This window comes from Chryseobacterium sp. S90 (assembly GCF_047444895.1).
GTDB lineage: Bacteria > Bacteroidota > Bacteroidia > Flavobacteriales > Weeksellaceae > Chryseobacterium.
In genome coordinates, this window is the sequence record NZ_JBLGCX010000001.1 from 1,438,889 (window position 1) to 1,461,997 (window position 23,109).

21 protein-coding genes are annotated in these 23,109 nt (G+C 37.8%); 11 read left to right on the forward strand and 10 right to left on the reverse strand.

Annotation, left to right across the window (positions count from 1 at the left end; genetic code table 11):
• Positions 1–297 precede the first annotated feature (297 nt).
• The 7 genes from ilvA to folP form a co-directional block, all read right to left on the reverse strand.
• Positions 298–1,560, reverse strand: a complete 1,263-nt coding sequence (gene ilvA / locus ACLMCG_RS06590) for a threonine ammonia-lyase (RefSeq protein WP_413959249.1) — start codon at positions 1,558–1,560, stop codon at positions 298–300.
• 12 nt (positions 1,561–1,572) lie between these two features.
• Positions 1,573–2,619, reverse strand: a complete 1,047-nt coding sequence (gene ilvC / locus ACLMCG_RS06595) for a ketol-acid reductoisomerase (protein WP_309875123.1) — start codon at positions 2,617–2,619, stop codon at positions 1,573–1,575.
• Between the two features lie 43 nt (positions 2,620–2,662).
• The gene (locus ACLMCG_RS06600) at positions 2,663–2,944 is read right to left on the reverse strand and encodes a hypothetical protein (RefSeq protein ID WP_052186463.1); all 282 of its coding nucleotides are present in this window, start codon (positions 2,942–2,944) and stop codon (positions 2,663–2,665) included.
• A 10-nt stretch (positions 2,945–2,954) separates the two neighbouring features.
• Positions 2,955–4,679, reverse strand: coding sequence for a biosynthetic-type acetolactate synthase large subunit (ilvB, locus tag ACLMCG_RS06605; RefSeq protein WP_413959250.1), 1,725 nt, complete (start codon positions 4,677–4,679; stop codon positions 2,955–2,957).
• A gap of 6 nt (positions 4,680–4,685) precedes the next feature.
• On the reverse strand, positions 4,686–6,368 hold the full coding sequence (gene ilvD, locus ACLMCG_RS06610) for a dihydroxy-acid dehydratase (protein ID WP_413959251.1): 1,683 nt from the start codon (positions 6,366–6,368) through the stop codon (positions 4,686–4,688).
• Positions 6,369–6,547: 179 nt separating this feature from the next.
• A complete protein-coding gene (locus tag ACLMCG_RS06615; protein ID WP_413959252.1) occupies positions 6,548–7,420 on the reverse strand; it encodes a branched-chain amino acid transaminase in 873 nt (290 codons plus the stop codon).
• A 368-nt stretch (positions 7,421–7,788) separates the two neighbouring features.
• Positions 7,789–8,559: a dihydropteroate synthase gene (gene folP / locus ACLMCG_RS06620; RefSeq protein ID WP_413959415.1), complete on the reverse strand. Its 771-nt coding sequence runs from the start codon at positions 8,557–8,559 to the stop codon at positions 7,789–7,791.
• Between the two features lie 403 nt (positions 8,560–8,962).
• On the opposite strand from folP, the gene ACLMCG_RS06625 reads away from it, so the two are divergent.
• The 4 genes from ACLMCG_RS06625 to tpiA all read left to right on the forward strand — a co-directional run bounded on the left by ACLMCG_RS06625 (position 8,963) and on the right by tpiA (position 11,907).
• Entirely contained in the window at positions 8,963–9,529 is a 567-nt protein-coding gene (locus ACLMCG_RS06625) for a DUF1599 domain-containing protein (protein ID WP_223600463.1), read from the forward strand.
• 1 nt (position 9,530) lies between these two features.
• Complete coding sequence (locus ACLMCG_RS06630; RefSeq protein WP_413959253.1) at positions 9,531–10,640, forward strand: BT_3928 family protein; 1,110 nt, start codon at positions 9,531–9,533, stop codon at positions 10,638–10,640.
• 119 nt (positions 10,641–10,759) lie between these two features.
• Entirely contained in the window at positions 10,760–11,107 is a 348-nt protein-coding gene (locus ACLMCG_RS06635; RefSeq protein ID WP_034692300.1) for a TerB family tellurite resistance protein, read from the forward strand.
• A 41-nt stretch (positions 11,108–11,148) separates the two neighbouring features.
• Entirely contained in the window at positions 11,149–11,907 is a 759-nt protein-coding gene (gene tpiA, locus ACLMCG_RS06640) for a triose-phosphate isomerase (RefSeq protein WP_413959254.1), read from the forward strand.
• 94 nt (positions 11,908–12,001) lie between these two features.
• Here the strand turns inward: tpiA and ACLMCG_RS06645 are convergent, their stop codons facing one another.
• The 3 genes from ACLMCG_RS06645 to dnaG all read right to left on the reverse strand — a co-directional run bounded on the left by ACLMCG_RS06645 (position 12,002) and on the right by dnaG (position 16,522).
• Positions 12,002–13,270, reverse strand: a complete 1,269-nt coding sequence (locus ACLMCG_RS06645) for an esterase-like activity of phytase family protein (RefSeq protein ID WP_413959255.1) — start codon at positions 13,268–13,270, stop codon at positions 12,002–12,004.
• Positions 13,271–13,737: 467 nt separating this feature from the next.
• On the reverse strand, positions 13,738–14,424 hold the full coding sequence (gene clpP, locus ACLMCG_RS06650) for an ATP-dependent Clp endopeptidase proteolytic subunit ClpP (protein WP_034726592.1): 687 nt from the start codon (positions 14,422–14,424) through the stop codon (positions 13,738–13,740).
• A gap of 112 nt (positions 14,425–14,536) precedes the next feature.
• On the reverse strand, positions 14,537–16,522 hold the full coding sequence (gene dnaG / locus ACLMCG_RS06655; protein ID WP_413959256.1) for a DNA primase: 1,986 nt from the start codon (positions 16,520–16,522) through the stop codon (positions 14,537–14,539).
• 185 nt (positions 16,523–16,707) lie between these two features.
• Here dnaG and tsaE point away from each other — a divergent pair, with 185 nt between their 5' ends.
• The 7 genes from tsaE to ACLMCG_RS06690 all read left to right on the forward strand — a co-directional run bounded on the left by tsaE (position 16,708) and on the right by ACLMCG_RS06690 (position 23,092).
• A complete protein-coding gene (gene tsaE, locus ACLMCG_RS06660) occupies positions 16,708–17,115 on the forward strand; it encodes a tRNA (adenosine(37)-N6)-threonylcarbamoyltransferase complex ATPase subunit type 1 TsaE (protein ID WP_223600468.1) in 408 nt (135 codons plus the stop codon).
• A gap of 67 nt (positions 17,116–17,182) precedes the next feature.
• Complete coding sequence (locus ACLMCG_RS06665) at positions 17,183–18,373, forward strand: alanine dehydrogenase (protein WP_413959257.1); 1,191 nt, start codon at positions 17,183–17,185, stop codon at positions 18,371–18,373.
• A complete protein-coding gene (locus tag ACLMCG_RS06670; RefSeq protein WP_413959258.1) occupies positions 18,373–18,744 on the forward strand; it encodes a hypothetical protein in 372 nt (123 codons plus the stop codon). The genes ACLMCG_RS06665 and ACLMCG_RS06670 overlap by 1 nt, the downstream gene beginning before the upstream one ends.
• A gap of 15 nt (positions 18,745–18,759) precedes the next feature.
• Positions 18,760–19,533: a histidine kinase gene (locus ACLMCG_RS06675; RefSeq protein WP_413959259.1), complete on the forward strand. Its 774-nt coding sequence runs from the start codon at positions 18,760–18,762 to the stop codon at positions 19,531–19,533.
• Complete coding sequence (locus tag ACLMCG_RS06680; RefSeq protein ID WP_413959260.1) at positions 19,508–20,218, forward strand: LytR/AlgR family response regulator transcription factor; 711 nt, start codon at positions 19,508–19,510, stop codon at positions 20,216–20,218. Before ACLMCG_RS06675 ends, ACLMCG_RS06680 begins: the two co-directional genes overlap by 26 nt.
• A gap of 111 nt (positions 20,219–20,329) precedes the next feature.
• Positions 20,330–20,716 (forward strand): hypothetical protein, encoded by a 387-nt coding sequence (locus ACLMCG_RS06685; RefSeq protein WP_413959261.1) that lies wholly within the window; start codon positions 20,330–20,332, stop codon positions 20,714–20,716.
• A gap of 96 nt (positions 20,717–20,812) precedes the next feature.
• Complete coding sequence (locus tag ACLMCG_RS06690) at positions 20,813–23,092, forward strand: cation:proton antiporter (RefSeq protein ID WP_413959262.1); 2,280 nt, start codon at positions 20,813–20,815, stop codon at positions 23,090–23,092.
• Positions 23,093–23,109: the final 17 nt, after the last annotated feature.

Sequence of the window (23,109 nt, forward strand, 5' to 3'; positions counted from 1 at the left end):
CCTTCATTATTCTTAAAAACTTAATCAGTCTTAATGGTTTAAAATTATTTTTAATTATTAGAACTTCTTTTGTCTTGAAACAAAAGAACCAAAAATTCAAGACTTAGAACCTTCCGCTAAAAATGAAATCTGTTCTCTAAAAACTCTAAACTCGTGCGGTAGCAATGTATTTTTAGAATCATATTTTATCCCGCACTCAGACAGTAGAGTTTTTTAACGTTCACAGAATTCATTTTCTTAACGCTCCAGTTTCTTATGTCATCAAATGTCTTTAAAAGAAAAATTTCTGTTTTAATTTTAAATAAGTAAATTCATCAATGATGGATCATTATTCAGATAGTTGACAAAAAAATCATATTGTTTCATCTTATCAATCAAAGGAGTAAAATCTTTGTTTTGTTTCAAAGCAATTCCTACCACTGCAATCCCTTTTTCTTTTGAATTTTTCTGGGTGTATTCAAAATAGGTAATATCATCATCAGGTCCCAGCACATCCATCACAAAAGTTTTCAATGCTCCCGGACGTTGTGGAAATCTAACCAGAAAATAGTGTTTTAATCCTGCATGCAGCAACGCTTTTTCCTTGATTTCTTCCATACGGGTAATATCATTATTGCTTCCACTGATGATGCAGACTACATTTTTACCTTTTATTTCATTCCCATATTTTTCCAATGCAGCTACAGAAAGAGCTCCCGCAGGTTCTACAACAATGGCATCTTTATTATATAATGACAATATGGTTTCGCATACAAGTCCTTCATCTACTGTAGCCATATCGTGCAAGATATTTTTACAGCGTTCAAAAGTGAGATCTCCCACCTTCTGCACAGCTGCTCCATCTACAAACCGACTGATCTTTTCAAGAAGGACAGGCTTTCCTTTTTCCAGCGCCTTTTTCATACTTGCTGCCGCCGAAGGTTCTACCCCAATAATTTTTGTCTGTGGGGACAGATGCTGAAATACGGAACAAATTCCTGCTGCCAGTCCACCGCCTCCAATCGGGACAAAAAGATAATCAACAACACCTTCAGCCTGCTCCAGAATTTCCAGTGCTGTTGTGGCCTGCCCTTCAATGATCGCAGGATCATCAAAAGGATGAATAAATGCACTGTTATGATCTTTACAAAACCTCAACGCAGCATCTTTAGCGGCATCAAAAGTATCTCCGAACAAAATGACATCAATGTATTCTCCCCCGAACATTTTCACCTGTTCAAGTTTTTGTCCAGGCGTTGGTAAAGGCATGAAAATAGTTCCTTTCACCTTCATGGTATGACAGGCAAAAGCCACTCCCTGTGCATGATTTCCGGCACTGGCACACACCACTCCTTTTGAGAGTTCTTCCTTTGACATCGTTGCCATCTTATTGTACGCTCCTCTGATTTTATAGGATCTTACCCTTTGAAGGTCTTCTCTTTTGAAACAGATATTCGCGTCATAAATGGCTGACAAATTGTTATTGACAGCCAAAGGTGTTTTTACCACTACATTTTTTAATCGTTCCTCCGCTTTATAGACATTCTCTAAAACGGAGGAACTTATTTCCTCTTTCATCATCCTGTATAAGTATTAATTGTTTTCGGGTCTCAGGCTTCGTACGGTCTTGCCAGCCTTCCACATTTCGCTTTCTCTTAACTCGGTAAGTTCCACTTCCAGTTTCTCACGATAATCAGGCTTGCTGTTACTGTCGATCGAGCGCTGCGCTTCATTTCCTTTAGCTACGTTATCATACAGTTCTTCAAATAAAGGCGAAGTGGCATCTCTGAAACGCTTCCACCAATCCAAAGCTCCTCTCTGAGCGGTTGTGCTGCAGTTGGCATACATCCAGTCCATCCCGTTTTCTGCTACCAATGGCATTAATGACTGGGTAAGTTCTTCTACAGTTTCATTAAAGGCTTCGGAAGGACTGTGTCCGTTTTTTCTCAATACATCATACTGAGCGGCAAATATTCCCTGTACAGCTCCCATCAATGTTCCTCGCTCTCCGGCAAGGTCGCTGTAAACTTCTTTTTTAAAATCAGTTTCAAACAGGTATCCGCTTCCTATCGCAATCCCTAATGCAGTTACTCTTTCTCTTGCTTTTCCTGTAGCATCCTGATATACGGCAAAACTGCTGTTCAGACCTCTGTCCTGTAAAAACATTCTTCTCAGTGACGTTCCTGAACCTTTTGGTGCTACCAGAAATACATCTACATCAGCTGGAGGAACAATTCCTGTGCGTTCGCTGAAAGTAATCCCGAAACCATGAGAAAAATACAGTGCTTTTCCCGGGGTAAGATGTTGTTTTACTTTTGGCCAGTATTCAATCTGTGCGGCATCGCTCAGAAGGTAGCAGATAATGGTTCCTTTTTCTAAAGCTTCTTCGATTTCAAATAAAGTTTCTCCCGGAACAAATCCGTCTGCGATTGCTTTATCCCATGATTTGGAGTTTTTTCTCTGTCCTACAATGACATTAACTCCGTTATCTTTCTGGTTCAAAGCCTGTCCAGGTCCCTGCACTCCGTATCCAATTACTGCTACGACTTCATTTTTTAGTACTTCCTGAGCTTTTTCCAACGGAAATTCATTTCTCGTTACTACGTTCTCTTCTACTCCTCCAAAATTCAATTTTGCCATTTTTTTGATTTTATTTGTTATTTTATGATGTTTACTTTTTTTACTAGCTTGCGTATTCTATTGCAGTCAGATAAGGGGTTCTGTGATAATGTACTTCCAGAACGTCTATCTGCTTTTCCATTTGTCTGCTGATTTTCTGAACAGAATCTTCGGTTTCCCTGATCACAATGACAAATTTTTTGACTTTTTCTATTTCTGAAGGACCTACATTGAAGGTTACCATAGAAATTCTCCTTCTTGAAAAAATAGCATTGATTCGTCCGATCAATCCTAAATAATCTTCTGTATACGCTGTAATGGTATATTCTTTATGATCTGTTTTCATCTTTTTATTTTTAAAATTTATTATTCAGTACAATTTCCGAAACACTTTTCCCCTGAGGAATCATCGGAAATACATTGTGCTCTTTTCCGGTCATAACTTCAAGAAGGAAAGATCCTTTGTGATCAAGCATTTCCCGAATCGCCCATTTCAAATCTTCCCTCTCAGAGACTCTGTTTCCGGGAATATTATATCCTTTTGCCACCTGAACAAAATCAGGACTCTGAATATCCACCGAGGAATATCTTTCTTCATGAAACAATTCCTGCCATTGTCTTACCATTCCCAGATAGCAGTTATTAAGGATTAGAATTTTAACCTCCGGATGATACTGCATAATGGTTCCCAACTCCTGAATATTCATTTGAGCACCTCCATCTCCCATGACAGCAATTACTGGGCGCCCAGTCTGTGCATAGGATGCCCCTATTGCGGCAGGAAGACAAAATCCCATGGTTCCCAACCCGCCACTCGTTACGTTGGTACGGGGATTCTTAAATTTAGAATAACGGCATGTTGCCATCTGATGCTGCCCCACATCGGTTACAATTACCGCCTCTCCTTTTGTCATCTCGTTCAGATAACGGATAACTTCTCCCATTGTAATTTCTCCTTCTTCAGGAAAAAGTTCTGTATTGATGAGGTTGATACTTTCAATTTCATGACAGTTTTTAAATCTTTCATGCCATTCCGGGTATTCTCTTTTTGTAATCCATTTTGTAAGAAACGGAAGTGTGTGTTTACAGTTTCCAAGAACCGGAACATCTACTTTTACATTTTTATTGATCTCTGCCTTATCGATGTCCAGATGAATGATTTTTGCCTGCTTCGCATACTGATCCAATTTTCCTGTTACACGGTCATCGAAGCGCATTCCGACAGCAATCAAAACATCACATTCGTTGGTTAAAATATTCGGTCCATAGTTTCCGTGCATTCCTACCATCCCAACGGCTTGTGGATGATCGGTAGGAACAGCACTCATTCCCAGCACCGTCCATGCCACCGGAATTCCTGATTTTTCGGCAAATTCTAAAAACTCTTTTTCAGCTTTCCCCAACATAATCCCCTGCCCGGCGATAATAAATGGTCTTTCTGCTTCATTGATCAGCTGTGCTGCTTTTTCAATACTTTCAAAACAAGGATCTGGATCTGGTCTATAACTTCTCAATGAATGACATGGAGAATATCCTTTATAATCAACAGATTGCAGCTGAGCATTTTTAGTAACATCAATCAAGACAGGACCTGGACGGCCTGATTTTGCGATGTAAAATGCTTTTGCCAGTACTTCGGGAAGCTCATTGGCATCGGTAACCTGATAATTCCATTTGGTAACCGGGCTTGTAACATTCATTACATCTATTTCCTGAAAGGCATCGGTTCCCAGAAGATGTTCAAAAACCTGTCCTGTAATACAAACCAAAGGGGTATTATCCAACAAAGCATCCGCTAATCCCGTAACAAGGTTAGTTGCCCCCGGACCGCTTGTTGCCAAAACGACTCCTACTTCTCCAGATACTCTTGCCAGACCTTGTGCCGCATGTACCGCTGCCTGCTCATGACGTACCAGAATATGTTTCAGCGTTTCCCGATAATCATAAAGGGCATCGTAGATAGGAATAATAGCCCCGCCAGGATATCCGAAAACTGTTTTTACGCCTTCGTTAAGAAATGCTTCCAGAATGATCCGGCTTCCGCTAAGTTGTATTTCTGTTGATAAATTCAGGTTTTCCATATACTTTTATTGAGTGATTTCGTCCGTTACACAGCCTTCAGCAGCCGATGATACTGTTAATGCATATTTATAAAGCAGTCCTTTCTTTACTTTAAGAGGTGGTTTTTGCCATCCTTTTTTTCTTCTTTCAATTTCTTCGCCTGAAACTTTGAGCTGTATGGTATTGTTTACGGCATCAATTTCAATCAGGTCATCATCGTTTACAAAGGCGATCAGACCCCCTTCGTGAGCTTCCGGAGTGATGTGTCCCACTACAAAACCATGGGTTCCCCCGCTAAATCTTCCGTCTGTGATTAGGGCGACACTGCTTCCAAGACCAGCCCCAATCAACGCACTTGTAGGTTTCAGCATTTCCGGCATTCCGGGAGCTCCTTTCGGACCTTCATTCCGGATGACGATGACATCACCATGTTGTACGGTTCCGTCCTGAATTCCTCTGATCAGATTTTTTTCACCATCAAATACGCGGGCTTTTCCTACGAAACATTCTCCTTCTTTCCCTGTAATTTTGGCAACACTTCCTTTTTCAGCAAGGTTTCCGTACAATATTCTCAGATGCCCAGTAGCTTTTACAGGTTCTGAAAGTGGTTTTATGATTTTCTGTGTATTGAAATCCAGATCAGGAACATTTTCTAAATTCTCGGCTAATGTCTTTCCGGTTACAGTGAGACAATCACCGTGTAACAGTCCTTCTTTTAACAGGTATTTCATTACCGATGGTATTCCTCCGTGTTCATACAAATCCTGCATCAGGTATTTTCCGCTTGGTTTAAGGTCCGCCAGAACAGGAGTTTTATCACTCATCTTCTGGAAGTCATCCTGAGTAAGGGACACCCCAACACTTTTTGCCATGGCTATAAAATGTAAAACCGCATTGGTACTTCCTCCCAAAATAACAATCATACGCAGTGCATTTTCAAAAGCTTTTCGGGTCATGATATCGGAAGGTTTGATATCTTTTTCCAGTAATATTTTCAGATATTTTCCCGCTTCATGACATTCTTCCTTTTTTTCTTTGCTTAAAGCAGGATTGGAGGATGAATACGGAAGACTCATACCTAATGCTTCAATCGCAGAAGCCATTGTATTGGCAGTGTACATTCCTCCACATGCTCCTGCTCCGGGACATGAATTTTTCACAACACCATCAAAATCTTCTTCTGTAATTTCTCCTGCAATTTTTTTCCCTAAGGCTTCAAAAGCTGAAACGATATTAAGCTGTTCACCTTTATAACAGCCTGGAGCAATTGTTCCTCCGTACACCATGATGGATGGTCTGTCTAATCTTCCCATTGCGATAATGGTTCCCGGCATATTTTTGTCGCATCCTGGTAATGCGATTAATCCGTCATAATATTGGGCTCCACAGATTGCTTCTATACTGTCGGCAATTACATCACGGCTCACCAGGGAATAACGCATTCCGTCTGTTCCGTTGCTCATTCCGTCGCTTACGCCAATGGTATTAAATATCAGTCCGGCCAATCCATGCTCCCAAGTTCCTTCTTTTACCATTTTAGCGAGATCGTTGAGGTGCATATTGCATGTATTTCCATCGTATCCCATACTGGCAATTCCAACCTGGGCTTTGTGCATATCTTCTTCTTTAAATCCTATCCCGTACAACATTGCTTTGGCTGCGGGCTGCTCACTGTTTTGTGTGAATGTTTTTGAATATTTATTTAGCATATTATTCTTCATTTTCTTTTCTTCTCATCTGCTTAAAGCGATTTTTTTTATTTAATTTTCAGCCAAAACTACAGCTTGTAATATTTCTTTCATTTCTAACTTTCCTAAAAACTACAATATCCAATCATTGAAAAAACAGATATATTTATTTGATAATCAAATATTTAAATTCTAAAAATTTACAATGACAGAACTCTTACCCTTTTCAAATAAGCCTGCTGCACCTTCTCACTTACTGTATCTTCCCAGCTTTTTGTAAATGGGACATCATCCAGGGAATCCAATGCCACAATTTCTGCTGCTGTACCACAGAAAAAACCTGCATCCGCACCACGCATTTCTTCCGGTTTGAAAAAGGATTCTTTAACAGGAATATCAAGCTCTTCACAGATTTCAAAAACCGTTTGTCTTGTGATTCCCGGAAGGATACTTCCTTTCCCCGGAGTAAATAAAGTACCGTCTTTTTCGTAGAAAACATTCGCTCCTGAACTTTCTGCAACGTTTCCATTTTCATCTAAAACCAACGCTTCATCATACCCTTTGTCTTTGGCATCCTGACAGGCAAGTATTGAGTTTACATAATGTCCTCCTACTTTGGCTTCCACTTTAAATGCCTTCGGATTTGGACGTTGAAAGGAGGAAGTCATGATTTTCATTTTATCTGCGAGATAGCCTTTGCTCCATTCCCAGGCCAGAAGTGATAAGTAAGATTTTTGACCTTTTGAAAGTGACATATTGGGTGAACATGTGACCAACGGACGGATGTAAGCATCTTTGAAACCGTTACGCTCCAGAAGTTCATAGGTAAGTTCTGTAAGTTGCTCGGCAGAATAATCGAAGGGAATATGCATCAATTCTGCTGATCTTTTCAGTCTTTCGTAATGTTCTTTTGCCTTGAAAATCTGGGTTCCGTGATCTGTGCTGTAGGATTTTATGCCTTCAAAAACAGAGTAACCATAGTGAAGAGACTGTCCGTACAGATCCATTCCGGCATCTTTGGCTTTCATAAATTTTCCATCAAAGTAGATAATCGTGTCGTCGTTGTAATACATGTTATAGAGGTTTAAAAAAATTAACAAAAGGGAATAAAAAAAGCCCTCTCACGCTGTGAGAGGGCTCAATATATGTACAGTCATACATCTTCCTTCTCACAGACGCAAGGGAATAATAATGACGATAATAATTACTGATAATAACTGATACATATTTTTACTATAAAAAATTAAAACAAAAAAACCGCTTCAATATTTGAAACGGTTCTATATATAATTTAAATTAAAATCTATCTAAAATGCCGTTTCCTTCCTGCTGTTAATGACAGCAGCAATAATAGAAATGACAATAATATTTTTCTGATTCGTAAAATTCATACTGCAAATGTATAAACTTTTTAATTACTCACAAGTTTTTTTCGCACTTTTTATTTTTTCCGTAAAAAATGGGTAAGGGTTTCTTTTGCTTCAGCGACTTCATGAACTCTTAAAATTTTTGCCCCCTGCTCCAAAACTTTCATGTGAAGTTTCTGTGTTTCCTCATTGATATCCAAAGGTGATTTTCCCAGTGGCTTATAAATAAATGACTTTCTGGAAATCCCTATCAGCAAAGGAAACCTTCCGAATCCAAGATATTCAACCTCATGAATCATTTTCATCTGATCTTCCACTGTTTTCCCGAATCCAAAACCGGGATCAAGGATAATATCATTCACTCCTTTTTCTAAAAGTTCTTTTGTTTTTTGTGAAAAATATCTGTTAACCTCCAATGTTATATCTCCAAATCTGATCTTATCATGCATAGTATCATAAGAAGGATTTACGTGCATCAAAATGTACGGAAGTTTTGTCTGAGCTGCTGTATCAAACATTTCTGCATCATACTGACCTCCGGAAATATCGTTGATCAAATCTATACCTTCATTGAACCCAAACTTTACAGTTGCGGCATAAAAAGTATCAAGGGAAATCAGGGATTCCGGGAATTCTTTTTTAATCAGAGAAATGATATTTCCAATTCTTCTTATTTCTTCTTCAGCACTCAAGAACTCTGCGTTAGGACGTGTAGACTGAGGTCCGATATCCAATATTTCTGCTCCATTTTTCAACAGTTTTTCGGCATGCTCCAGAGCAGCTTTTTCGGTATTGAATTTTCCGCCGTCAGAGAAAGAATCCGGGGTCAGATTCAGGATTCCCATGATTTTTGGGGTATCAAGTTGTACTAAACGACCGTTACAGTTGATTGAGTAAGTTGGAGTGTCTGAGTGTGGGAGTGTTGGAGAGTTGGAGAGCATGGGAGTTTATAATTGATAAATGATAATTGATAAATGATTTTGTATTCTGCAAAATTAGTGATTTATAGCTTTTAAGAGATAAATTGAGGCTGGAAGTTGGAAGATGGAAGCTGGAAGTTAGGCCAGACAATCAAACATCCTTACTCTCGAACACTCCCACTCTTACCCCAAAAACCCGTATCCCATATCCCGAAACTAATCAAACTCTCCGACTCTCCAACTCTCCAACCTTCTCAATCACAAACTCACCTTCTCAAATTCAAAAATCTAAAACCGAATTCGTATATTTGGAAGATTAAGAAAATTTATGCTAAAAACATCAGTACAGTTCGAGAAAGTTATCAGTCAGTGTCGTGATCTTTTCGGTAAAAAGTTACAGGATTATGGAGCTGCATGGAGAGTGCTAAGACCGAGTTCCATTACAGATCAGATTTACATCAAAGTCAACAGGATCCGCACGCTTCAGATGACCGATAAAAAAATGGTGGATGAGAGTGAGGAAGATGAATTTATCGCTATTGTGAACTACTCTATCATTGGACTTATTCAGCTTGAGAAAGGGCTTTCCAATGATTTCAATGAAAATAAAGAAGAAATTTTAGGTCTGTATGACAAATATTCCAACGAAGCGAAGACTTTAATGGAAAGAAAAAATCATGATTATGGTGAAGCATGGAGAGATATGAGAATCTCTTCCATCACAGATCTTATTTATCAGAAAGTATTAAGAACTAAACAGATTGAAGACAATCAGGGAAAAACAATCGTTTCGGAAGGGCTTGACGCCAACTATTTCGATATGCTGAACTATGCGGTCTTCTGTCTGATCAAGTTCTCGGAAAAAGAAAATCAATTCGAACCCAAAAATATTTAATATGCTTAAAGGTTTATTACGCTTTATTATTGCTGTTATTTTTATCCTTTCAGGCTTTGTGAAAGCCGTGGATCTGGTAGGTTTTTCTTTCAAAATGGAAGAATATTTTGCCCCTCCGGTATTCAATATGCCATTTTTAGAAAAGTTTGCGCTGCTGTTTTCCATTATAGTGGTGGTACTGGAGCTTTTCCTGGGATTTATGCTGCTGCTTAAATTAAAGCTTAAATTTACCTTATCCATATTAATAGCGCTTTGTATTTTCTTTGGATTTCTTACATTCTATTCAGCGTATTTCAATGTCGTAACAGATTGTGGATGTTTTGGTGATGCGATCAAGTTTACACCTTGGCAGAGCTTCCTTAAAGATGTTGTGCTTCTTGTAGGATTAATTATCCTTTTCGTTCTTTACAGAAAAGAATTCCGTAAAAAGGATGAGTATGGAGTTACCCAAAAAGAGTCTTCCAATACTTTTAAATATATTCTTTTAACTGTATTTTCTCTGGGCATGATTTACGTTATGGCACAGGGAATTATACATGAACCGATCATTGATTTCCGTGATTATAAAGTAGGAACAGACATTAAAGGTGAAAAAGTAAAAATCGAAAAAAATCCTTCCGAATACAAGACTTTTTACTCTCTGAAAAATCAGAAAACAGGAGCTGTTATCAAGGTAAATCAGGATGATTATATCAAAAAAACGGAATACTGGGCAGAAGGTTCTCCATGGAAAATTGAGGAAGGAAAAAATGAATCTGTGCTGATCAAAGAAGGTTACAAATCTGAGATTGTGAAATTTAAGATTGAAGATCCTACAGGAATGGAAGTTACAAACGAGATTATCAATGCTCCCAAAGCTGTTTTGGTGTTCTCTTATCATCCAAAAGATGTTCCTGCTGATCTGCTTCAGAAAGTGGAAGCTAAAGTAAATACACAGAAAGGAGCTCTGATCTATGGAGTTTCTACCTATCCGAATACTTTTAAAACGATAAAAAATGCAATGATGGACGGAACTGCCATCAAAACCATAGCAAGAAGCAACCCGTTTGTACTGATTCTTGAGAATGGAAAAATTATAGATAAACAGCCTGCAAAGGACTATGTTAATTAATTATAAATGATGAATTATAAATGATAAGTGAAAAGGAGCAGAAATAATCTTAACTCAACTATCAACTATCAACTATCAACTATCAAATCTAAACACTAAACTTAAACATACTACAGCTCATGCAAAAATCAAATAAATCAATTGCCGGATATCACTTATTAATGATTCTTTCTTCTGTAGACGGAGAGTTTGCTCCTGAGGAAGGAATGCTGGTACAGCAATATATGGCGGATGAATTTCCGTTCAGAATGAATCTTGACAACGAATTGGAAACTCTGGCTCTTTTACAGCCTGAAGAGTGGAAAGACCACTTTGAATTCCATGCAAGATGCTTCCATGAAGATTCTACTGAAGACGAGCGTGTAAAGTTTGTTCAGTTTGCAAAATCATTGATCAAAGCGGATAATAAAGTAACTGAAGAGGAGCATACGTTCTATGTTCTGCTGAAAAATCTATGGGGATTATAGTACAACTACTAACAAAGTAAATAAATCAATATATAAATCTTATGAGAAGAAAAATAGTTGCAGGCAACTGGAAAATGAACAAAAATGTAATTGATGCACAACAATTGATGATTCAGTTACTAAGCTATAAAAACAACAATGCTACCAACTGTGAAGTTTGGATCGCTCCGCCTGCTTTATATTTAATGATGGCAAAAGACATCTTTGAAAAGGACGAAATCGGGGTATTTTCTCAGGATATGAGTGAGCATGAAAGTGGTGCTTATACTGGAGAAATTTCTGCTGATATGTTAGAATCTATCGATGCTACCGGTTCATTGATCGGACACTCTGAAAGAAGACAATATCACGGAGAAACAGATTCTCACTGTAACAGAAAAATCAAATTGGCTCTTGACAAAGGTCTTACACCAATCTATTGTAACGGGGAAACTCTTGAGCAGAGAAAAGCGGGACAACACCTGGAAGTGGTAAAAAATCAGACTGAAGTAGCTCTTTTCACACTTTCTGCTGAAGAAATCAAGAAGGTAGTGATCGCTTACGAACCTGTTTGGGCTATTGGAACAGGAGAAACTGCAAGCCCGGAGCAGGCACAGGAAATCCATGCACACATCAGAAATATCATCGCTGCAAAATACGGACAGGAAGTTGCTGATGAAATTTCAATCCTTTACGGAGGATCTGTAAAGCCGGACAATGCAAAAGAAATCTTCTCTCAGCCGGATATCGACGGAGGTCTGATTGGAGGTGCTGCTTTGAAATTAGAGGATTTCTCTAAGATTATTGAAGGTTTTAACTAATATTGAAAATAATAGGTTCTGGCCAAAGTCTGTTCCTATTGATATAAAAACGGCGACATCTTCGATGTCGCCGTTTTCCGTTAAAAAAATCTAATTATTGAATATCGACTATATACATAGTTCCTTTGTCTACCTTCCCTGTTTTAGGAAGAATTTTAGCTTTAGGGTTTCCATTTCCATCATCCACAACTCCAAAGTCATCATCATTGAAAACAGCCAGTTTATTATTTCCCAAATAAACGATTCCCTCAAACTTATCATGTTCATAGCCCAGTTTGGCAACCAGATCCACCGCTAATGTTTTTGAAACAGCTTTTATCCCCGCACTGGTAATTTCATCCCATGAACACTGCTCTAAGGCTTTTCCATTGATTTTCATTCCGTCAACTGCATTAATGTCAGTTCCATTCACATCGGAAGCGTTGCTTAAATTTATTCTGTATACTTTTTTAATTCCTCCCTGAGATCCGAAATTTCCATCTCTTTCAATCACCAGGAATTCATTATTACTTAAGGCTGTAATGTCACAAACTGAATCAGAAGCGCCTCCATCCTGTTTGTATAAAAACTGTTTGGTCTGCCCTGTAATAATATCAAATGTGACGATTCTTGTTAAAGTAGTATTGGTAGCCAATGCTTTAGTAGGTACAAGCATCATCGACTGTATGGTTCCTACCAGCATTCTTCCATCCGGCGTAATGCAAAGTCCTTCCATTCCTCTGTTAGCCCTTCTTTTCGCCAAAACCGCAGGTAATTTTCTTGGTCCTGTATTTACACCCACCGGGCTTATTCTTTCCATTTCCATTCCGTCTGCACTATAATGTACAATATGTGGTCCGTATTCATCAGAAACCCAGAATGTACCGTCTGCTGCTGCGACAATACTTTCACTGTCTAATCCATATTGATCCGTCCCTAAAACATTTCCGGAAGCATCATAGGCTATTTCTCCGGTACTGCCCATTCCTACAGGGTTTGGTAATCCTGTAATAAGCTGCCCGGATGGATTTTTAAGTTTAATATATTTAATTACCTCTACATTTCCGTCAGCGTTGATTTTAAAATGCATGATGGTAGGCGTAAAGTTAGGAGCAAGGAATTTTTTCCCGTTCTGAAAATCAGTATTGGGTCCTCTGTCTGTTATGACGTAGAATTCACCTTTTCTTGTGGGGTGAGCTGCTGCTCCGGAGCCAAATCCGCCATTGATGACATCTACTCCGTTGATCGTAGCCAGTTTTGTAAATGGAAATTCCTGAGGTAGTTTGGAATAATTAATATCCTGATTAATTATTGTGGTATCATCATCACTTTTACATGAAGCCAATACTGCCAGCACTACAACAGACAATAGTAATTTTTTCATATTCACTTTTATGGCTGCGAAAATAGAGATTGATTATAAACTGATCTTGAATATAATGATAATTGTATTTTAACAATAGAATTACAAAATGAATTATGATTCTATGCAGTCAATGACAAAACTCAAATAATTTGACTTTTGAGACAGTTTCTTTTTTATGAGGGACATGAAAACCACCCCGTCAAAAATTCTTTGAATTTTCGCTACCCTTCCAGTGGAGGGGAATTTTTACGTCTTCAGCTGAGAATATGGTCTTCTGGATTGTAGATTTTTTCTGATGTATTATTCATGAGTGATTGTGACGGATTCTTACGGAATGACAAACTGTATAAATAAACTCTCATTTCAATTGTGTCATTCCGTAGGAATCTTAACACACAATAATTTGATTTAAATGAATGATGAAATTATAATCCAACAAAAAAACCGCACCAGATAGGTGCGGTTTCTAATGATTTTACAATCAATTATTTTTTCTCAGTAGATCTTTGCAGAACCTCATCTACCATTCCGTAGCCTTTTGCTTCTTCAGAAGTCATCCAGTAATCTCTGTCAGAAGATTTTTCTACCCACTCGTAAGTTTGTCCTGAGTGGTGACCAATGATTTCATAAAGTTCCTGCTTCAGTTTCAGCATCTCTCTCAAGTTGATCTCCATATCAGAAGCAACTCCCTGAGCACCTCCTGAAGGCTGGTGAATCATTACTCTTGAATGCTTAAGCGCAGAACGTTTTCCTTTTTCTCCGGCAACTAATAATACAGCTCCCATTGAAGCAGCCATACCTGTACAGATAGTTGCTACATCCGGCTTAATGATCTGCATGGTGTCATAAATACCTAAACCTGCATAAACACTTCCACCAGGAGAGTTGATGTAGATCTGAATATCTTTTGACGGGTCTGCACTTTCTAAGAATAAAAGCTGAGCCGTAACGATATTTGCTACCTGATCATCAATACCTGTTCCCAGGAAGATAATTCTGTCCATCATCAAACGAGAGAAAACGTCCATCTGAGCAACGTTTAATCTTCTTTCTTCCATGATGTACGGAGTAAGATTCGTTGGGCCATACATTCCCATATACTGATCGGTAACCAAACCGTTGTTTCCTAAATGCTTTACAGAGAAATCTCTGAAATCTTTTTTAATGTCCATATTTCTATTATGTATTATTTTATACTATTCTCGAAGTTTAAATTACAATATTTATTCCTAAAATTTTATAGGACTTTTTGTCACAGAATATTAAAAAAACTGACTTAAAAAACTATCTTTTTCTATCTCCATAGATTCCTTTGATAGGCGAATATTCGATGATATTACTCAATCGCATGGAAGCCTGTTTCAATAAGGTAATCTTTTTGATGAGCTCATAGTACTTTACTTCATCAGTATCCCTATACAGATCCAGCTCTTTATCCGTTTCTGTGATTAAATAATCAATATATCTGTATTTATGCAATAAAACATCTCCCTGGATCTGATCTGCCACTTTATCTCCGTAATTGGGAGGATAAATATTTCTGGAAGCCCAGTTTTCAAGATCATCCAACGGAATCAAAGCATCCACCACCTTTGTTGTAATCTCTTCATCCATAAAAGATACAAAAAAGTTTCCACTTCTGAGCTCATCTTTCTGAATTCCCTCTCTCACCTGAGTGATAATGATTTCATTGCCTTTGACTAAAAACGTATACTGTTCTTCTTCAAAATGATGAAGTATTTCCTCAATGACTGTAATCTGATATTCTTCACCCTGTTCATTTCTACGTTTCAGAATAATATCCCCAAATGCCAGCATGTGCTCGACAAGCTTGTTCTCCATGAACAGTACATCAAACAGGAAAGGATCTTCTTTTTCCTTTTCAAGCGGAACGATTTCCATCTTAGGAGCTGCCTTCTCCTTTTGCTGCTGCTGAACATGGTGTGTCTGGTTCTGTGTGATCTGCTTCTGAACATCCAGTTCATTGAAAAGACTCTGCTCGGAAAGTCCGAATTTATTGGAAACCTCTTTAAGGTAAACTTCCCTTTTCAGTGCATTCTGTACAAAAGAAACAGATTTTACGATATCCCTTATCGCTTCTGCTTTTTTAATAGGATCATTGCCAACATCTCTCAACAGGATTTCCGCTTTGAAGTCGATGAAATCCATCGCTTCATTCTCGATATACTTTTCTACATATTCCTGCGGATGTTTTCTTGCGAATGAATCCGGATCATCTCCATCAGGGAAAAGCAGGACACGGATGTTCATTCCTTCAGTCAACAGCATATCGATACTTCGGAAACTGGCTTTGATACCGGCATTATCACCGTCAAAAAGAATGGTTACGTTTTCTGTAAGTCTTTTAATCAGTTTGATCTGCTCTGTTGTCAAAGACGTTCCGGAACTGGCCACTACATTTTCAATTCCAGACATATGAAGCGAGATCACATCCATATATCCTTCCACCAAAAGACAGCCATTCTTTCTTGAAATTGCCTGCTTACTCTGGTTTAATCCATAAAGGACATTAGATTTATGATAGATCTCCGTTTCCGGGGAATTGAGATATTTCGCTGTTTTGACATTATTTTTAAGAATCCTTGCTCCAAAACCAAGTACCCTTCCTGAAAAACTGTGAATAGGGAAAATAACTCTTTCTCTAAAACGGTCTACTCCTGCAGGAGTATTTTCCGGGAAAATAGATAATCCGGACTTCTCAAGAATTTCTTTGTTGTATCCTTTCTCCAGTGCATATGCAGTAAAAGCATTCTTCTTCTCAGGAGAATATCCCAACTGGAATTTTCTGATAATATCGTCCTTTAATTCTCTCTCTTTAAAATAAGCCAATCCGATGCTTCTTCCCTCCTGATCATCCCAAAGAATTTCCTGGAAATAAGTATTGGCAACCTCATGAATTTTATATAAAAGATCTTTTTCAGTCTGTGCATGTTTTGCCTCTTCGGAAATTTCACGCAGATCTTCTTCAATTTCAATTCCGTACTTTTTTGCCGCATGGCGAAGGGCTTCAGGATAGGTAAAGTTCTCAATTTCCATAAGAAAAGAGATTGCAGTCCCTCCTTTTCCGGTTGAGAAATCTTTCCAGATCTGTTTGCTTGGTGAAACAACAAAACTTGGAGATTTTTCTTCATGAAAAGGACTGAGTCCTTTAAAGTTAGACCCTGCTCTCTTCAACTGCACGTACTCACCCACAATCTCTTCAACGCGGATCGTGGAGAATATCTTATCAATGGTCTGTTTGGAAATCATGGTGTAAAATTAAGTAATTTATGGAGAAATTGGAAGAGATTGGTAATTTCGGTACGGGATTCGGGTTGCGAGTTGGTGAGTTTGTGAATATATATGGAATATGCTGTTTATAACTTCCATCTTCCAGCCTTAAATTTCTAGCTTAGCAAGTCATAAATCATTATTTTTGCAAAACAAATTAGCATATGCAGTTCAATATCAATACAATCGAAGACTGGCAGGAAGTTGTTGACAGCATCATTCCGGAATTAAAACATAATATTCTTTTATTAAAGGGAAATCTGGGAGCCGGAAAAACTACTTTCACACAATTTCTGCTTAAAAATATGGGCAGCAAGGATGAAGTCAATTCTCCCACTTATTCTATTGTGAATGAATACAATACGGAAAAAGGAAAAGTATATCATTTTGATCTTTACCGCTTAAAAAACATTGAAGAAGTCTATGATATCGGAATTGAAGAATATCTGGACAACTCTTTTTTATGCATTATCGAGTGGCCGGAAGTATATGAAGAGGAGCTTTACGGTCTCAACTATCACACAATGAGTATTGTGAACACGGGTGAAAACAGAGAAGTTTCATTCGATTAAATATTATGTATCTTTGCTCATAAATTGAGTGTAAATAACAATCTGTAAGACATAATTTAATTTAAGGATGAGTACAAATATTTTTACTCCTTTCACAGAAGAAGAATTGATGCCGAAAGAGGAAAAATTGGAGGTTATTAAAAAGGGAAAACAGTTCAGTATTGGAATTCCTAAAGAAACCTGTCTCAACGAAAGGAGAACCTGCATCACTCCTGACGCCGTACAGGTGTTGGTGGAGCACGGCCATGAGATTATTATAGAATCCGGGTCCGGGGAAGGTTCGTTTTTTACAGATTTGCAGTATTCCGAATCAGGAGCGAAGATCACTAATGATCCTAAAGAGGCTTTCGGGCAGGATCTTATTCTGAAAGTCAACCCCCCTACTGAAGACGAAATTGAGTACATGAAACCTAATACGTATCTGGTTTCAGCACTCCAGATCAACCTGAGAGACAAGGAATATTTCTTAAAGCTTGCAGAGAAAAAAATAAACGCCATTGCTTTTGAATTTATCGTTGATGAATACAAACAGCTGGCACTGGTAAGATTAATCGGGGAAATTGCAGGAACCGTTTCTATTTTATATGCTTCAGAATTATTAGCCTTATCGAACGGCTTAATGCTTGGAGGTATTACAGGAGTAAGACCAGCAGAAGTAGTAATTCTTGGAGCCGGAATTGTAGGTGAATTTGCAACAAAAGCAGCAATAGGTTTAGGAGCCAGCGTAAAAGTTTTCGATAACTCTTTATCAAAGCTGAGAAGACTTCATACTATTGTTGACAGCCGAGTACCTACTTCCATTATTGATCCTAAAGAACTCAGCAAAAGCTTAAGACGTGCTGATGTAGTGATAGGAGCTCTTCCAAGATTGAACATGCCCCCTATTGTCACTGAAGATATGGTGATGAAAATGAAAAAAGGCAGTGTCATTATCGATATTACCATAGATAACGGTAAAGTTATTGAAACCTCAGAACTCACTACCATGGAAGATCCATATGTCATCAAACATGGTGTCATCCACTGCGGACTTCCGAACCTTACTTCAAGAATGCCGAGAACTACCACAAAGGCCATCTCGAATTTCTTCCTTTCTTATATTTTAAATTATGACGAAGAGGGCGGCTTTGAAAATATGCTTATCCGCAAAAATGAAATGAAGCAGAGCTTATATATGTATAAAGGAAGACATACCAAGAAGATCATCTGCGACCGTTTCGGACTTACGTACCACGATATCAATCTTTTAATTTTCTAATGAAGAAACTGAAATTTTATGCAATAGGCTTCGTTCCGGGGCTTTTGATCGTATTTTTTATTTTAAACAAAAAAGGGGCAAGCTGCAGCGGATATTTACCCAACAGCCGTGTTATTGCTGAAAGTCTTTCTAAAGAATTCAAATATTCTGAAGAAGCGAAAAATGCTATGACAGCTTATAAGATTGATGAGAAATTTATAAAAGACAGTATCATTACCAACGGGAAAGTAGATTTTGACCGCAGCCATGCACAAAAGAAACCTTGTCCAAGCTATCTTTTAACCTATCCTGAAAACAATCCGTCTTATGAGATCATTTATGAAAAATGTGAAGAAACGGTTATGGTAAACAGTCTTAAAAAACTTAAATAGTTTTAATACCATAGTATGGGCGGCAATTACTACATGATTCATGACTATCTGATATTCATCGGAGTTTTTGCCATTTTCCTGTTTCTGACAACCAGTATTTACCTTTTCAGCCAGCATGAGAAACTGAAAAAGAGAAATACCAAATTATCAGAAACCAATAAACTTATTGAACAGCGTCTGAATGAAGTCCGTCTGGAACATATCGGTACAAAGCTGAATCCGCATTTGTTTAAAAATATTCTTAATTCGGTGCAGTCTCACGCCTATCAGACGTATATGTCACTGGATAAGCTGGCGAATGTGCTGGATTATATTTTATATGAAAGCAATAATAAGTATGTAAGCCCGAAAGAGGAACTCAATTTTGCATTAAGCCTTATTGAAATTAATAAAATAAAGATCAATCCTCTTTTCGATTTCAGAATCAAATCAAAGATTAATAAATCTGATGAGCTGTATGAGGAAAAGGTATTTGCCCCGCTGATTACTGTGGATCTTATTGAAAATGCCTTTAAACATACGGATTTCCTGGCTCAGGACTCTTTTATTTCCATTTATATGGAGCTTGAAAATGGTATTTTCACGATGAAAGTAAGTAATAAAGCTTCGTTAAAGAATATTCTGGAAAAGGAAAAAAGCGGTTTTGGAAGCCAGTCTTTTGATCAAAGGCTTAAAATGATCTACAGCACTTATTACCACCTGGAAAGAAGTTCAAAAAACGGAGTCTTTACGGCGGAATTAAAAATCAATTTAGGAGAATTCTATGATAAAATGCGTTATTCTGGATGATGAATTATTGGCAATCAGTTATTTAAAACTTCTATGTGAGCAGATCGACAATGTAGAAGTGGTAAAAGCATTCAATGATCCTAAAATTTTTCTGAACGAAATAGACAGTCTCGACTGCAATCTGTGTATTCTGGATATTGAAATGCCCGGAATGACAGGCCTTCAGGTGGCTGAGATTATTTCAGGTTCAAAAAAAATTATCTTTACAACAGCTTATAAAGAATATGCAGCCGAAGCTTTCGACCTGAATGTGGTAGATTATGTAAGAAAACCTATCAAAAAAGAAAGACTGATGCAGGCTTTCGAAAAAGCTAAGGAACTGGTGGAAGACAGCCCTAAAAAAGCTTTTATCGAATGGAATACCAATATCGGAAAAACCGTCATATTTACAGAACAGATTTCTTATATTAAAACCTCTGAAATTGACAGCAGGGATAAAGATATCATCTTAAGTGACGGGACGACAATCGTTCTTAAAAACCTGAATTTTAAAAACCTTCTGGAAATGCTTCCTGCCAAAGATTTTGCCCAGGTCAACAAAAAAGAAATTATTGCGCTTTCTTCTATCAAGGTATTTTCAACCAACGAAATTATTACAACAATTGCCACTGAAGATCATACCTTTCTGAAACTTCAGATCGGTGATGCCTACAAAATTTCCCTGATGGAGTTATTCGGGAAATAAGTCCTTTTTCAAATCTTCAGGGTTTCGTTACAGAATTTCTGCGCTTTATTACAACTCCCCCTTTTCAACGTACAATCCATTTATTTTTGCACAGAATTAATTGATTTTATAATGAAAAATTGTTTCTATGCTGCAGGACTTCTCATATCCGGCTTGTGTTTTTCCCAGGAAACCTCAAAAATTAAGGTTTCATTTTTTGACGGAATAGCAGTGGCCGGATATGTAGATCATGGTGCTTTTATTAACTTTACGGGCCCCAATGTAAGTCTTACCCACCACAACGCAAAATTCGTATTGGGAATGCTTCCTTCACTGAGAATTAAAGAAGACCGGTCATCAGGAACAAAAAACAGTCCTATTATGCCTACGCTGGGTGCTGGTCTTACCATGGTTTATAAAAAAATTGCCCTTCAGATCCCGGCTTACTATAATACCAAAACAGCAGACCAGAACGGCAGCTGGAAAATAGGATTTGGATTCGGATATTCATTCAAATAGATTTTATTACATTTTTTAGAACATTCATTACATTTAAAAAAAAAGAGTATTTAACATAACTATATTCTTATCAACTTTGCATAAAATATTGGAATCATGAATTTGGGGAAATACAAAAATTTAATTTTCTACATTACTACCATCGCTGTTTTTTCGTGTCTGATGTATTATTTCATTATCGAAGGGCAGACACTGGAAGTAAAAGAAAATATCGTTGCTAAAACCAGCAGCGGTTCTACCTGGGAAAATTTCCTGGAATCATTTAAAACCAATCTTCATCATCCGCTTGCGTTATTATTGGCGCAAATTGTCACTATCATTATGACGGCAAGACTTTTCGGATGGATTTGTATGAAAATAAAACAGCCCACTGTCATCGGAGAAATGATTGCAGGTATTGTGCTGGGGCCATCACTTGTGGGAATGTATTTTCCTGAGTTTTCGGCATTTCTTTTCCCCAAAGAATCATTAGGTAACCTTCAGTTTCTAAGTCAGATAGGTCTTATTCTTTTCATGTATATTGTTGGAATGGAGCTGGATCTGAGTGTATTAAGAAAAAAAGCTCATGATGCCGTAGTCATCAGCCATGCAAGTATTATTATTCCTTTTGCATTGGGAATAGGACTTTCTTATTTTGTTTACCAGGAATTTGCACCGGAAGGTATCCAGTTTACTTCTTTTGCCTTATTTATAGCTATTTCTATGAGCATTACAGCCTTTCCGGTATTGGCAAGAATCGTACAGGAGAGAAACCTCCAGAAAACCAAACTGGGAACCATTGTTATTACCTGTGCAGCTGCCGATGATATTACGGCATGGTGTATTCTTGCAGCCGTAATTGCTATTGTAAAGGCTGGCTCTTTCGCAAGTTCCATCTATGTAATTATTATGGCTATTGCTTATGTATTTTTAATGATAAAAATTGTCAGACCATTCCTGAAAAGAATCGGAGACCTTCAGGCAGGAAAAAATACAATCAGCAAACCAATGGTCGCTATTTTCTTTTTGACTCTTATTTTATCTGCATATGCTACTGAGGTAATCGGTATTCACGCTTTATTCGGAGCTTTTATGGCTGGCGCTATTATGCCTGAAAATACAAAATTCCGCACGCTTTTTATTGATAAGGTAGAAGATGTGGCTTTGGTGCTTCTTCTTCCGTTGTTCTTTGTATTTACCGGACTTCGTACTCAGATAGGACTTCTGAATGACAGCCATTTATGGATGACAGCAGGATTTATTATTCTGACTGCCGTTCTTGGAAAATTTGCAGGAAGTGCACTGACGGCAAGATTTGTAGGCATTAACTGGAAAGAAAGCTTAACGATCGGAGCTCTGATGAATACAAGAGGTCTTATGGAACTTATCGTACTGAACATCGGATATGACCTTGGAGTTTTAAGTCCTGAAATTTTTGCAATGCTTGTGATTATGGCACTCTTTACCACTTTCATGACAGGACCTGCTCTTGATTTCATTAATTTTATATTTAAATCTAAGAAAAATCAGGATGAGCCTGTCCACGAAAATGATTCTAAATACCGGGTTCTTCTCTCTTTTGACAAACCGGAATCCGGAAGTACTCTCTTAAAACTGGCTCACAATTTCACTCATAAAATGAATGGCAATAAAAGCATCACTGCTATGAATATTGCTCCGGTAGATGAAATGCATGCCTATGATATCAATGAATATGAGGATTCACAATTCCAGAATGTCATTGAAACCTCTCATGATCTTAATCTCGAGGTAACTACCCTCTTCAAAGCCTCTACCGATATTGAAAGTGATCTTACCAGTATTACCAATAAAGGACATTATGATCTCCTGCTTATCATGCTTGGAAAATCTATGTATGAGGGAAGTTTATTAGGCCGTTTGCTAGGCTTTACCACCAAAATCATCAATCCCGAAAAGCTCCTGAATACAGTGAAAGGCAAAGGAAATATATTCAACAATTCTCCTTTTGACGATTTTACCCTTCAGATTCTGGACAAAACCAATATTCCTGTGGGAATTTTGGTAGAAAAAGACTTTAAAGCGGCGGATAAAGTATTTGTTCCCATCTTTAATCTAAGTGATTTTTATCTTCTTGAATATGCTAAAAGGCTTATCAATAACAACAATTCACAGGTTATCATTCTGGATGCTGCAGGACAGATCCGAAATAATATTGAAGTAAAGGAACTTATCAGAAGTATTGAACAGGTAGCTCCTAATCATATTACGCTGTATAATGAAAAGAAGATTGAAAAAGAATTTCTGAACGCTCAGGATCTGATGCTGATCAGCAGTAAAAGTTGGAAAAATCTGATTGATACAAAAAGTCTTTGGCTTTCTGATATCCCTTCTACATTAATAATTTCAAACCCATAGCCAAAATAACACACCGA